The sequence below is a fragment of the Bacillus sp. VA15 genome, assembly GCF_055721145.1.
Map to the genome: position 1 here is coordinate 1 of NZ_JBVQPQ010000003.1, position 13,009 is coordinate 13,009.

The window sequence follows — 13,009 nt, forward strand, 5'->3', positions numbered from 1 at the left end:
TAGCCGAAGCCACCTTTTATGTTTGAACCATGCGGTTCAAACAAGCATCCGGTATTAGCCCCGGTTTCCCGGAGTTATCCCAGTCTTACAGGCAGGTTACCCACGTGTTACTCACCCGTCCGCCGCTAACATTAGGGAGCAAGCTCCCATCTGTCCGCTCGACTTGCATGTATTAGGCACGCCGCCAGCGTTCGTCCTGAGCCAGGATCAAACTCTCCGATAAAGTGGATCACAGGTTAAGTTCACCGCATCCTGCGGCGACACCTGTGTGACCTGCGTCGTGCAGGCCTTAGTTTGACTGACTACGCACATCGCTGTGCGATTTTATAAAAAATGAATTAACAGGTACGTTTTGTCTTGTTTAGTTTTCAAAGATCATTCAATAATGGAGCGGGTGATGAGAATCGAACTCACGACATCAGCTTGGAAGGCTGAGGTTTTACCACTAAACTACACCCGCGTGGTACTTTATATTGGCGCGCCCGAGAGGAGTCGAACCCCTAACCTTTTGATCCGTAGTCAAACGCTCTATCCAATTGAGCTACGGGCGCTTATTAAGCGACTTAACTATCATACTATCATTTGATGTTGAAGTCAAGAAGTTTTTTAAAATGTTTTTTCGAAGATCGAATCTTTTTTCAACTCGACTTTTCTTATTATACACATTTTTAAAAACTTGTAAACACCTTAGGAAAACTTTTTTGTTTTCGTTTTGTTTCGTGCTGTTCATCAGCGACGTTTAATAATATACCATGTGCAATTTCTGCAGTCAACACTTTTTCTATATTTTTTTCAGATTCTTTTACGTGCTTAGTGATACGTATATTTTATCTCCTTTTACAAAGTATATAAGAAATCAATCACTAGAAAAGAAATGAGGTGTGCTATGTATTACTACAAAGAAGAGCTGATAAATATCATTAAGCCGGACAAGCCAGACCCGGCAGCTGCTAAGGTCCTGCAGGAAATATTAGGCGGACATTACGGTGAAATGCGTACGATGATGCAGTATTTTTTCCAAAGCTCTAATTTCAGAGGAAAACAGAAACAGTACCGCGATCTGCTCCGTGGCATTTTTTTAGAGGAAATCGCACACGTTGAACTGGTGCAAAACACAATTAATGCTTTATTAGATGAATCAGGCGGTGCAGGTGTCGGCAGTCAAGGTGCAGATCAGGCACCACTTGATGAAGCGATTAAACATGCTAATCCTCATCATTATATTATTGGGGCGCAAAGTTCCCTTCCTGTTGATGCAGGAGGCAATCCGTGGAATGGGTCATGGGTGTATAACCATGGAAACTTAATTACAGACCTGCTGGATAACTTGCTTCTTGAGTCAACAGGCGTGCTGCAAAAAACAAGAATTTATGAAATGAGTTCTAACCAGACGTTTCGGGAGACTCTTGCTTTTCTGATTGTACGTGACAATGCTCACCAGAATGCGTTTGCGAAAGCGCTCGAGACATTGGGCGTTGAGTGGGCGAAGCTCTTACCCGTGCCGAATTACGACATTAATAAATATCCTGAGTGCAGAAAGTATGTTGAATTAGGCTACCACAATGCACAGTTTAATTTCAGATTGGATGAGACAAGAATCGGCGACATCTTTCAAGGAACATCTCCGAGCAGAAATGGCGGAGAGTTACAAGTAATAGAGCCTCCGGCAGGGTTCCCTGTACCAGTGCTTCCGGAAATGCCGAATGAACACAGTCCTGGGTTAGGCGATATGAATGCCTAATCAGGTATGAAGGTGCTCAAGAAATTTCTTGAGCACCTTCTGCTTCGAATTCATTCAACGATAGGCGTTAAAGAATCACCATTCCATATCTCTCCCTTATTGAGTGTCCAGCTGTGGTTATATAGACCTGATGCACCCTTGTTTGCAGCTGGGCTCCACTCATCATTCCATGCCAGAAAGTAAATGGTGTTAGGATATTTTTGTTTTATTGCATTGATCAACAGGCTGTAATCGAAGCTGCCGTTTGCATTTTGCGGGCCGACTTCTGTAAAGGCAAATGGTTTGTTAAGCGCTATTAGCTGATCGTATCCGTTAATCGAATAGGCATCTTGAAAATATGCATCTAATCCGACAATATCCACGTAAGACGCCCCCGGGTAAAAATCGGTTTTAAAATCTCGATTGGCGTCGGGAGAATAAACCCAAAGCAAATGATCAAGTCCTCTTGTGTCGGTCATATAATGATAGATTTTCTTGTAGAGCTGTTTATATAGGGAGATTCTTTCATTATCCTTTTGATTATATGATGTAAGTCCCCACCAAAACCATTCACCGTTCATTTCATGCAGCGGCCTGAACAGAACAGGCACACCTTGGTTCTCCAGTTCTTGAAGTCCGTCAGCAATTTTGCTGAGCATAGCATTCAGCCGCTTCCCTTCCGCTGTTGATGAATCTAATATGTTTTTATACTGATCGTTTGTGATCGGTGTTTTAAAATGCCCTGACTGAAAAGCCGGATTCGCCAGGTGCAAACTGATTTGCGGGATTCCTCCGCTTTTCCAATACGAAAGTAAATCGCTGTTGCAGCTTACATCAATCGAATCTTCAATATTTGCAGTTTCAAGCCACCCTCTTGCATAATCACAGCCGTAAATAGCAGGTGATTGTCCGGCAGTGCTTCGGATTCTATCAGCTTCAGCCATAGAGAATGTGTCATGACTGTACCCTCCAAACGCTCCGGAAAGGACTTTGTTTTCTGTTCGATTCGGCAGATGAGCCAGCCAGTTCATCACTGCTTTTGTTGTCTGCTGTGCATTAGGATTTACAGGCGACACAGTATGAGCTTCAATTGGTTTTGCCGTAATACAAGACGCAAGTAAAAATAAAATGAGCAAAGAGATCGTATGTTTCTTAAACAAATGCAATTCCCCCATTCATTAAGGATGAGATATCATCAACTCACACGTTCCTTCTATTGAAAACTCGCCAAATTGCGCAGGCAAAATAAAGTGTGAGCCTGCATTGTACTCATACTGAATACCATTATTTACGATTCGTCCTGATCCGCTCAGAACACTCCCCAGCAAATAGGTTTGATGAGAAGGAAAAACAGCTCGGCCGCTAATCCTCCATTTGTACACTGAGAAATAATCCGATTGTACATAAACAGTGATCACCGCGTTACCAACTTCTTTCACTTTCGGTGTATGCACTTTATCGATATGCGGTATCGTTATGACTTCCAGGGCTTTTTCTATATGAAGAGTTCTTTTTTGGCCCTGGTCATTACAGCGGTCATAATCGTATACGCGATACGTTGTATCAGAGTTTTGCTGGATTTCAAGGACAAGGGTTCCCTCACATAAGGCATGGAGCGTACCGCTTGGCACATAAAAGAAATCTCCGGGTTTGATTTTGATTCGCCTCAGCAGCCCGTTCCATTCGCCGCTTTCCATTCGCCGTTTAAAATCTTCCATTGTGCTTGCGTGATGGCCTAAAATCAGTTCGGCGTCATCTTTGCAATCAATAATATACCAGCACTCCGTTTTTCCGAGATCGCCGTTTTCGTGCAGTATCGCATAATCATCATCAGGATGTACCTGCACGGAGAGATCCATATTGGCATCCAGCAGCTTTACCAGCAGCGGAAACACCTTTCCATCTGGAAAACCGAAAACCTCCGGATGATCCTGCCATACTTGAACAAGTGTCTTTCCTGCCAGCGGGCCGTTTTGAACAGCCGACGAGCCATGGGCATGTGCAGAAACGGCCCAGCACTCACCTGTTTTTTCTGAGGGTATCGCGTAGCCGAAGGCATCACGAAGCTTTGTTCCTCCCCATATTCTCTTTTTAAAGACAGGCTCCAAAAATAAAGGGTGCTTCATGACCGCACCTCCCCGGAAGCTTGCTCTGCTTGTAAAGCCTGATGCGCTAAAACAAGCGTGCCGATGATTCCAGCGTTACTGCCTAAACGTGTAGGTACAATATAATCACTTATACTATCTGATAATTCAGAAAAATCTAGGTAGCTGTTCATAATTTTCGGCACATATTGATAAATATAAGGAAACACTTGTTTCTGATTCATGACGCCGCCGCCAAGAATAATTTTTTTAGGTGCAAGGATCAAAATATACTGAGCCAGCGCTTGGGCAATATAGTACCCTTCCAGTTCCCAGACTCGAGTTATTTCTGATAAATCAGCAGCTTTTTTTCCCCAGCGCGCTTCTATGGCAGGACCGGAAGCCAGACCTTCAAAGCAATCCTTATGATACGGGCACTTCCCTTGGTATACATCATCCGGGTGCCTCCGGATATAAATATGGCCCATCTCTGGGTGTGACAGCCCCTGAAGGAGCCGGCCCTCTACAATTGCGCCCGCACCAATGCCAGTGCCAATCGTTATATACAGGCAGCTGTTGAGATCCCTCGCTTCACCAAAAAGGAATTCACCCAGCGCCGCAGCATTGACATCCGTACTAAAACCGACTGGGATTTTCATTTCATTCTTAACGGTTTGCAAAAAGGGATAGTGTCTCCAGCCCGCTTTCGGCGTGGCCGTAATGGTTCCGTATGTTTTACTGGTTTTATCGTTATTAACGGGACCAAAGGAGCCGATGCCGATAGCCTGTAAAGAAAATTGGCGAAAATATCGAATCACTTTCTCTATCGTTTCATCCGGCATCGTTGTGGGGAACTCTATCCGGTCAATGATCGTTCCATCTTCTTTACCGACAGCACAAACAAACTTTGTGCCGCCTGCTTCAATACCGCCAAGCATGCAGATGGCCTCCTTGTTGTCTCCGCAATCAGCGCCGTATGTTTACAGAAGTAACAACAAACTTGTCATGCCGATGACGTGAAAAGGAATACTCAAATGGAATGCCGTTGTCTAAGAAGCCCACATGTTCAACTTCAAGAATTGGATCATCCTGTTTGCAGCCCAAATGCTGCTGGTCAATATGATCAGATTTGCAAGCTCTGATTTTCCGATGCGTTCCGGCGATTTTGAGCTGCAGCTCGTTTGTGATGTGGTTGTAGATCGAATCATGAAGAACATCATCATTAATGCCCGGTATTAAATGAGTCGGCATATATGTTTTTTCCAATACATAGGGCTCTCCCTCTACAATCCGAAGCCGAACGAGATAATAAACGGGTGTCTTCTGATCGATGGACAAATGGGCAGCCACTTCCTCTGTTGGAAATTGCACTTCAAACTGAATGACCTTGCTTTTAATTTCCTTATCTTTCAGCAAGTTAGTCAATCCCAGAATCTCGTTGCTGACTACATGGACATGGTCATCCTGTATCGCTGATTGAATAATAAACGTGCCATGGCCCCGTTTTCTAAACAGCAGACCCTCGGCAACTAAATTATCCAAGGCTCTCTTCATCGTCATGCGGCTTGAGTTAAATTCTTTTGCAAGAGATACTTCATCAGGAATGGGCTGATCAATCGGATATACGTTATTTTTGATTCTATCTCTCATTTCATTTGCAATGATTTCGTATTTATTCATTGGTATCCTCCGGCAGCTGTTAGAGTATGATATCACATAAGCGTTTAGGGATATCATAAGTTCTTTTCCCTATTTCATCAATGTTGCGGCTGTTCGTGATCTCTATTCGTCATGATGATTGCCGGAAGATCTGGATCTTTGGGAAATCTAGAAACCGTGTTGCTCAGCAACCTTTTTGAACCATTTTCCGCTCTTTTTGACGGTCCTTTCCCCGTCTTTCTCGAGGTTGACTGACACAAACCCGTATCGGTTTTTATAGGCATTTGTCCAAGACCAGTTGTCCATGAACGTCCATAAGTGATAGCCTTTTACATTTGATCCTTCCTGTATGGCACGGTGAATCCATTTGAGGTGCTCTTTCATAAATTCAATCCGGTAATCATCTTGAATAATGCCTTGTTCATCCCTGAAGCGTTCCTCGCCTTCAACTCCCATCCCGTTTTCAGAAATAAAGCACTCGATGTTCCCGTAGTTTTCTTTTAAATTGATCAAAATATCATAAACGCCTTTTTCGTAAATCTCCCAGCCGCGATGAGGATTCATTTTGCGGCCCGGCATGACGTAAGGATCAAAATACCTGTCCGGCAAAAAAGGAGCGTCGGGATTCGGAAGATGTTCTTTTGCCTTTACACGTCTCGGCTGATAATAATTCACACCCAACAGATCAACCGTATTGTGTTTGATGACCTCAAGATCTTCTTTCTTATAGCAGGGCAAAAAGCCTTCGCTCTTTAAAATCTCAACCAGCTCTTTTGGGAATTCCCCTTTGACAGAAGGGTCTAAAAAGGATCTGTTAAAAAACGCGTCTGCTATTTCCCCTGCTCTTACATCCGCCGGATGGCTGCTTCTTGGGTATGAAGGGGTCAAATTTAAGATGATGCCGATTTTTCCGTCCTGCTTCATCTCCCTGTAAGCCTGAATGGCTCGGGCACTTGATAGCATTGTGTGAAATCCGACCTGGACGGCTTCTTTAAAATCGACCTTGTTTGGATAATGAAAATCATATAAGTATCCGCCTTCTACTGGGACGATCGGTTCATTATGCGTAAACCATTTTTTCACCCGATCGCCAAATAAACGAAAGCTTGTTTTCGCATAGTTTTCATAAGCGTCAACCGTTTCTCTGTTTACCCAGCCGCCGTTTTTTTGAAGTTCCATCGGCATATCAAAATGAAACAAATTGACAAAAGGTTCTATTCCGTTCACGATCAACTCATCAATGACACTACTATAAAAATCCACGGCTTTGACATTGATCTCGCCTATTCCGTCCGGTATTAAACGCGACCAGGAAATCGACATTCGGAACGAGTTGTGGCCAAGCTCCTTCATCAGCCTGATATCTTCTTTATAGTTGTCGTAAAATCGAGATGTAGCTGCAGGCCCGACATGATCAAAAAAACGATGCGGTTCTTTTTCAAACCAATAATCCCATATATTCTGCCCTTTTCCGTCTCTATCGGCGGCACCCTCCGTTTGTGTTGCTGAAGCGGACGAGCCCCACCAAAAATCTATCGGAAAACGATATTGTTCTGTTTGTGCCAAGTCTCTCTCTCCTTATGTCACATTTTGATACTATTATCATTTTGCTGGGCAGCTGTTTCCTGCACAGCTTGTTCTTTTTCTTTTGCCAGATTTAATTTATCCATTGCTTTCAGGAACGGAAACCATATCACGAAGACAATCAGCAGATTGACAAGCTGCATCACGCCCCCCATGATCGAGTTCGTCGCCATGATGCCATTAATGAATAATGGAACCGTCCACGGCACCGTTACACCAGTCGGAGGCGGAACGAGCCCCGCTGACATGGCCAGATAGGTGACGAGCGTAACAACCATCGGCGCCAACACCCAAGGCACAATAATGATCGGGTTCATGACAATCGGAAGCCCGAAGATAATCGGTTCGTTTACGTTAAAAATACCGGGGGCGAGGCCGAGTTTCGATACTTGCTTCATCTGCCTGCTTTTCATGAATATGAGAATTGTAAACACAATCGCAAGCGTCATCCCGGTTCCGCCCATCCCTACTGTATAAATCTCCATAAACGGTTTTGAAATAATATGAGGGATTTCTTTTCCCGCCGTGTAAGCAGAAAGGTTTTCTACTTGCAGTGTATTCCAAATCGGGTCCATCACGGAGTTGATAATAATCTGTCCGTGCAGTCCGAAAAACCAAAGGATTTGAATGAAAAACACGGCAATCAGCGTCGGGATGATACCGCTTCCAAGTCCGACAAGCGGCGCCTGAATCGCATGATAAATAACGTCGTGCATATTTGTTTTAAAAAGCTGTGTCACCAGAACGTTAATCAGTAAAAACACTGTCAATGTAATAAAAGCCGGAATAAGTGCGGCAAATGATTTTGCTACAGCAGGCGGAACACCGGCAGGCATTTTGATCGTCAGATTTTTTTGAACAATTCTTCTGTAGATTTCACCTGAAAGAAATGCCGTAATCATGCCAAGAAACATCCCTTTTGCACCGAGACGGTCGACCGGGATAACCCCTGTAATGGCATCTCCTGTTTCCGGCTGAACGATAAATGGCGTTAAGAGCAAAAAGGATACCAAAGCGATCGCGCCGCCAAATACAGCTTCAACCTGATAGCTTTTCGACAGGTAGTAGCCTATCCCGAATACGACGAAGACAGACATAATGCCCATAGTCGCTGTGGACGCAATGCCGAAATGAGACTGAAACGATGTAAGCATTGAAGCATTCATGATTTTGTTTAAGAACGGCAGGTTCGTTAACACCACAAAAATGGAACCGAATATCGTAAGCGGAAAAGCCAGCATAAATGCATCACGCAGCACTTGCAAATAGCGGTTATTGTTTAACCTCCCTGCAATTGGAACAAGGAATTGGCTGATTTTCTCGAACACCCTATCCACCCCGATTTTTTATAGATTCTTTGTTTTAAAGAGATCAAGCAGTTCTTTCACTAATTCTTTCATGGTTAATGTTGACATCAGGTGATCCTCCGCATGCATGAGCAGCAAGGAGAAAGCCACCTCTTCCCCGCCGGATTCTTTCTGTATCATTTGAAAGTGAATGTCATGGGCTGCGGATAAATCCTGCTCAGCCTTGGCAATGAGGTCATCCGCCTCCTCCTTGTTCCCTTCCTTATAGGCGCGCAGAGATTGTATGATGGAGCTTCGGGCATTGCCGCTGTGCAGGATAAGCTGAAAACTGATTTGTTCGTCTGTTAAATTCGTGATTTTCATCTGTTCCATTATTGATTCTCCATTAAGGACAATGCTTGCTCATACGCTTTTTTGCCATCTGCCATTCCGTAGGCCATCATGTCAATGACTTCAACCCGAATGTTGTATTGATCCGCCTCTTTTTGGAGTTCGCTTTTCAGAAAGCTCATTTGCGGGCCGATCAAAACGGCATCCGCTTTTTCTCATATCTTCTTTCGCCTTATCTTGGCCGACTGCCCAAATCTCCGCTTCCTCTCCGATGGATTGTGCGTATTCCTTCATTTTTGTCACCAATAAACTGGTAGACATCCCTGAACTGCACGCCAGTAATATTTTTTTCAACTGCTATCCCCCCTTGTGATTAAAACGCTTACAATTTTTATTATAGTCATTATTTTTTAAATGTCTATACTTTTAAAAAATAAATATAATCATTTACTTGTCCGGTTCATCGATTTGTAAATTTTTCTATGGAAGATTCATTCATAATGTGATACACTCATCAACAGAAACGAATCAATTAAATAGCTATTATCACTTGTATAACCTCAATAATATGGTTTGAGGGTGTCTACCAGGAACCGTAAAATCCTGATTACAAAAATTGTTTATGACATTTTTTGTAATCAGGATTTTTTTATTTGCCAAAACTTTTAAGTAAAGGAGTTTGTTATGAATTTTAAAGTTTTCCTGCTTGCAGCTTCTACGATTGCAGTCGGATTGGTTGAGTTAATTGTGGGAGGAATTCTTCCTCAGATCGCAAATGATTTAGACATTTCCATTGTCTCAGCCGGGCAGCTGATCAGTGTGTTTGCGCTGGGATATGCAGTGTCAGGGCCGCTGCTTTTGGCATTGACTGCGAAGATTGAGCGGAAGCGTTTATATTTAATTGCCTTATTTGTTTTCTTCCTAAGCAATCTTGTCGCCTATTTCAGCCCTAATTTTGCAACACTGATGGTATCTAGGGTATTGGCAGCAATGAGTACAGGGCTGATTGTTGTGCTCTCTTTAACGATTGCCCCGAAAATTGTAGCGCCTGAATACAGAGCCCGCGCAATCGGAATTATTTTTATGGGATTCAGCTCCGCTATCGCATTAGGCGTGCCGCTCGGAATCTTAATCAGCGACTCCTTCGGATGGCGCATTTTGTTCCTTGGCATCGGCCTGTTGGCACTGGTCTCCATGCTGATTATTTCAATCTTCTTTGAACGAATACCGGCGGAGAAAATGATTCCTTTCCGGGAACAACTCAAGACGATTGGCAATCTGAAAATCGCGAGTTCACACCTCGTCACGATGTTTACATTAGCTGGCCACTACACGCTATACGCTTACTTTGCGCCGTTTTTAGAAGAGACTCTTCACCTGAGCTCTTTCTGGGTCAGCATTTGTTATTTCCTTTTCGGGATATCTGCTGTATGCGGAGGCCCTTTCGGAGGAGCGCTTTCTGACCGGCTTGGTTCCTTCAAGAGCATTTTGCTGGTGACCGGTTCCTTTGCCATCATTATGTTCTTACTGCCGCTGTCTACATCGTCTATGATTTTCTTTTTGCCTGTCATGGTGATATGGGGTCTTCTGAGCTGGAGCCTCGCCCCGGCTCAACAAAGCTATTTAATTGAAATTGCACCAGATTCGTCTGACATTCAGCAAAGCTTTAATACATCTGCCCTCCAAGTCGGAATTGCCCTTGGCTCAGCCATTGGCGGTGTTGTTTTGGATCAGACGGGTACTGTTGTCTCCACGGCATGGTGCGGCGGATCGATTGTCATTATCGCTGTCCTGTTTGCCTTAATTTCGTTAACAAGGCCTGTTCAGACAGTAAAAAAATCCTCCTTGTAAAGGAGGATTTTTTTCATCTTTCAGCGTGATTGAAAACCCTTGAAGTCTAGGAAGGACGAGCATTGGAGCGCAGCGAATGTAGAAATTCGTGAGCACCAACGCGCAGGACTGACAACGAATGCGAGGGTTTGTCGACACGCTGAAATCCTCCTTGTAAAAGGAGGATTTTTTATTATTTAGCTGAAAGCTCGTCTTCGGTCACCCATTTGTGGTTTTTCACTTTTTCACCGCTCGTTGTCGATGTATAGTCAACCATGTATACGGTTGTTTTTTCGGCGGAGTCGATCTCGGCTGTTGCTCCCTTCATGCCTTTCATATGAGAAGCCTCTAAGATCACCTGATCTCCGGGGTTTAATGTTTTATCTCCCGCATCTTTGATTTCTTCTTGGATTACCCATTTATGATGATCTACGCGCTGCCCTCCGTTTGTCGGAGTGTACGAGACAACATACGCCGTTGTGTCATAGGCTCCTGTCACTGTAGCCTTGGCACCTTTCATGCCTTTCATATGAGATGCATTGATGACCACTTGGCTTCCTACTTTATATTTCGGATGTTTAGATTCCTGTAATCCCTCTGGTACGTCAGCTGATCCGGAATGCTCCATTTCTTCATGTGATGACGAATCTGAATGATTTTCATGAGTGTTTTCTTTTGTGCTATTGTTATTGCCGCAAGCTGATAAAACAAAAATAAGAGATAACATCAGAATTCCCAGTGCTTTTTTAGTAATTTTCATGTTCATTCTCCTTTGGTTCATTTTTTACTGTGATTTTTGCCCGCAGACAATAAAATCGCATATCTGCAAGCAAACATGCTCTTCGATAATACTATACCCCCGAATGGTATGTAAATACGCTGATATTCTCATAAAACGTTCCCACAGTTTGTCCTATTCCCCTTGGTTGGCATAGTCAAACATGAAAAAAGCCGCTGTTACGCGGCAATTAGTGATGTAACACTTTTATATACACACCTTTTTTTGCTTTTTGATAAGCGGCCTCTCCCATTTTTCTGACGTTTTCGGATACAGCTGATGCTTTGACCCATTCGTCATGATGAAAAATGGATGGATCGATGAGGCGCATTTTCTTCTTTTGATGGAAATCGTACTGGATGTTATCTTCTTTTACTTGGATGCGGGGATGAATATGTTTAAGCAAGCTCAGTACTTCTTTATTTTTTGATGCGTGCAAGATGTCGAGTACCTCTTGATCCGTTTTCAGCAGATCTTCTGCGGATATGACATTATGCTGTAACGCAGCCTTCAACGTTTGCGCTAAATATTCATACCCATATACATTCACGGGATTCAAAAAGAAATCTATCACCTCCATGTAATACACCCGGACAAACCATTCGGCAGCTTCGATTCCATCCGGAAACATCCTTCCGTTTCTCACAATGAGGTGATCCAAAAAGGTTTGTGCTTCGTTCAGACTAATGTGCCCATATCGGTACATGTCCCGCAGCGTATAGTCTGTCCGATCGGCACAGAGCTCTGGTGCGGGCTGTTCCAGCAATGTCCATCTCGTATCGTCTGATAAAAGTTCTTCAGCATCATAACCGTGTTTTTCTAAAATTCCCGGAATCTCAGAGTGAACAATGACTTGTTGAAAGATATTTTCATGGTAGTCTTCCGCTTCATTTTCAAAGACAACATCGATTACATGGGAAAAAGCCGTGTGTGATACGTCGTGAAGCAGGCCTGCTATCTGCTCTTCTATCGTTCCTCCCAGCTTTTTGATGAGGAGCATCACGCCGATAGAATGCTCATAGCGGGTCACATCCCACTTTCGATTGACTAAAAAGCTTGCTCCGCCTTGGTAGATTCCTTTTAATCTTTGCACCGGCGCGCTCTTGATAAGCTCTTCCAGCACCCCGTCTATATGGTGCTGCCCGTAAATGACATCGTTGATTTCCATGCCGTCACCTCAACATCTTTTTAGTTACTGTTATATATTGTATATGATATTACACATTTTCTATAAGGAGGATGAGGATGAGGATGAAGATTATCTCAAGCAGTGAGTTGTCGAAACATACGATAACTGATTTTTTTCCAAGCATTGGGGGTCACCCGAGATGGTGATTTCCAGCGGCATTTTTCGATGTGATGAATTAGATGGCTATGCCGCTGTAGATGAGGGTGGCGAAATCATCGGTTATATTACATACGTGATACATGGAAAAGATTGTGAAATCATTTCATTAGATAGTATCATTGAAAAGAAAGGAATCGGCACAGCTTTCCTACAGCAGGTTGAAGAGACGGCTAAACATGCAAGGCTTATCACAACGAATGATAATGTACATGCGATGGCGTTTTATCAAAAGAGAGACTATCAATTCGCCGCATTGTTTCCGAATGCAGTTGAAGAAGCGAGGCGACTCAAGCCGGAGATTCCCGAGAAAGCTGAAAACGGCATTTTGATCGGGATAAAATTCTTTTTTCAAAGGTAATTGATTAAACG

10 protein-coding genes, 2 tRNA genes, 1 rRNA gene, 3 pseudogenes and 1 riboswitch are annotated in these 13,009 nt (G+C 43.5%); of the genes and pseudogenes, 3 read left to right on the forward strand and 13 right to left on the reverse strand.

The annotated features are described in order from the left end of the window. From AC0DBE_RS09695 to AC0DBE_RS09705, 3 genes are all read right to left on the reverse strand, one after another. Positions 1–223 (reverse strand): 16S ribosomal RNA (locus AC0DBE_RS09695); the annotation flags it as partial. 163 nt (positions 224–386) lie between these two features. Continuing rightward, positions 387–460, reverse strand: a tRNA-Gly gene (locus AC0DBE_RS09700). 14 nt (positions 461–474) lie between these two features. Then, positions 475–551 (reverse strand) — tRNA-Arg (locus AC0DBE_RS09705). A gap of 335 nt (positions 552–886) precedes the next feature. Here AC0DBE_RS09705 and AC0DBE_RS09710 point away from each other — a divergent pair. Further along, the gene (locus AC0DBE_RS09710; RefSeq protein ID WP_061187057.1) at positions 887–1,741 is read left to right on the forward strand and encodes a manganese catalase family protein; all 855 of its coding nucleotides are present in this window, start codon (positions 887–889) and stop codon (positions 1,739–1,741) included. A gap of 50 nt (positions 1,742–1,791) precedes the next feature. Here the strand turns inward: AC0DBE_RS09710 and AC0DBE_RS09715 are convergent, their stop codons facing one another. From AC0DBE_RS09715 to AC0DBE_RS09750, 8 genes and pseudogenes are all read right to left on the reverse strand, one after another. Then, positions 1,792–2,880, reverse strand: a complete 1,089-nt coding sequence (locus tag AC0DBE_RS09715; protein ID WP_014112870.1) for a glycoside hydrolase family 26 protein — start codon at positions 2,878–2,880, stop codon at positions 1,792–1,794. A gap of 18 nt (positions 2,881–2,898) precedes the next feature. Further along, positions 2,899–3,846, reverse strand: coding sequence for a mannose-6-phosphate isomerase, class I (gene manA / locus AC0DBE_RS09720; protein WP_326199683.1), 948 nt, complete (start codon positions 3,844–3,846; stop codon positions 2,899–2,901). Next, positions 3,843–4,742, reverse strand: a complete 900-nt coding sequence (locus AC0DBE_RS09725) for an ROK family protein (RefSeq protein WP_472961966.1) — start codon at positions 4,740–4,742, stop codon at positions 3,843–3,845. The genes manA and AC0DBE_RS09725 overlap by 4 nt, the downstream gene beginning before the upstream one ends. 28 nt (positions 4,743–4,770) lie before the next feature. Then, positions 4,771–5,484: a transcriptional regulator GmuR gene (gmuR, locus tag AC0DBE_RS09730; RefSeq protein WP_014112867.1), complete on the reverse strand. Its 714-nt coding sequence runs from the start codon at positions 5,482–5,484 to the stop codon at positions 4,771–4,773. Positions 5,485–5,631: 147 nt separating this feature from the next. Further along, complete coding sequence (locus AC0DBE_RS09735) at positions 5,632–7,029, reverse strand: glycoside hydrolase family 1 protein (protein ID WP_472961968.1); 1,398 nt, start codon at positions 7,027–7,029, stop codon at positions 5,632–5,634. Between the two features lie 17 nt (positions 7,030–7,046). Beyond that, positions 7,047–8,375 carry a PTS cellobiose transporter subunit IIC gene (gene celB, locus AC0DBE_RS09740; protein WP_014112865.1) on the reverse strand — a complete coding sequence of 443 codons (1,329 nt, stop codon included), beginning with the start codon at positions 8,373–8,375 and terminating at the stop codon, positions 7,047–7,049. Between the two features lie 18 nt (positions 8,376–8,393). Further along, the gene (locus AC0DBE_RS09745; protein ID WP_072565835.1) at positions 8,394–8,726 is read right to left on the reverse strand and encodes a PTS sugar transporter subunit IIA; all 333 of its coding nucleotides are present in this window, start codon (positions 8,724–8,726) and stop codon (positions 8,394–8,396) included. Then, positions 8,726–9,038 (reverse strand): annotated as a pseudogene (locus tag AC0DBE_RS09750) (PTS sugar transporter subunit IIB). The gene AC0DBE_RS09745 and the pseudogene AC0DBE_RS09750 overlap by 1 nt, the downstream one beginning before the upstream one ends. A gap of 176 nt (positions 9,039–9,214) precedes the next feature. Continuing rightward, positions 9,215–9,314, forward strand: a riboswitch (purine riboswitch). 54 nt (positions 9,315–9,368) lie between these two features. Between AC0DBE_RS09750 and pbuE the strand changes: the two are divergent. Next, the gene (gene pbuE, locus AC0DBE_RS09755; protein WP_061187051.1) at positions 9,369–10,535 is read left to right on the forward strand and encodes a purine transporter PbuE; all 1,167 of its coding nucleotides are present in this window, start codon (positions 9,369–9,371) and stop codon (positions 10,533–10,535) included. A 172-nt stretch (positions 10,536–10,707) separates the two neighbouring features. Here the strand turns inward: pbuE and AC0DBE_RS09760 are convergent. Beyond that, positions 10,708–11,324 (reverse strand): annotated as a pseudogene (locus AC0DBE_RS09760) (YdhK family protein). Between the two features lie 158 nt (positions 11,325–11,482). Next, positions 11,483–12,460: an HD domain-containing protein gene (locus AC0DBE_RS09765; protein WP_079288418.1), complete on the reverse strand. Its 978-nt coding sequence runs from the start codon at positions 12,458–12,460 to the stop codon at positions 11,483–11,485. A 77-nt stretch (positions 12,461–12,537) separates the two neighbouring features. On the opposite strand from AC0DBE_RS09765, the pseudogene AC0DBE_RS09770 reads away from it, so the two are divergent. Continuing rightward, a pseudogene (locus AC0DBE_RS09770) lies at positions 12,538–13,006 on the forward strand (GNAT family N-acetyltransferase). Positions 13,007–13,009: the final 3 nt, after the last annotated feature.

Bases quoted from the DNA above. Each gene is read 5' to 3' on its own strand.
- AC0DBE_RS09710 (WP_061187057.1), top strand. From the start codon at position 887: ATGTATTACTACAAAGAAGAGCTGATAAATATCATTAAGCCGGACAAG.
- manA (WP_326199683.1), bottom strand. From the start codon at position 3,846: ATGAAGCACCCTTTATTTTTGGAGCCTGTCTTTAAAAAGAGAATATGG.
- AC0DBE_RS09725 (WP_472961966.1), bottom strand. From the start codon at position 4,742: ATGCTTGGCGGTATTGAAGCAGGCGGCACAAAGTTTGTTTGTGCTGTC.
- gmuR (WP_014112867.1), bottom strand. From the start codon at position 5,484: ATGAATAAATACGAAATCATTGCAAATGAAATGAGAGATAGAATCAAA.
- AC0DBE_RS09745 (WP_072565835.1), bottom strand. From the start codon at position 8,726: ATGGAACAGATGAAAATCACGAATTTAACAGACGAACAAATCAGTTTT.
- pbuE (WP_061187051.1), top strand. From the start codon at position 9,369: ATGAATTTTAAAGTTTTCCTGCTTGCAGCTTCTACGATTGCAGTCGGA.
- AC0DBE_RS09765 (WP_079288418.1), bottom strand. From the start codon at position 12,460: ATGGAAATCAACGATGTCATTTACGGGCAGCACCATATAGACGGGGTG.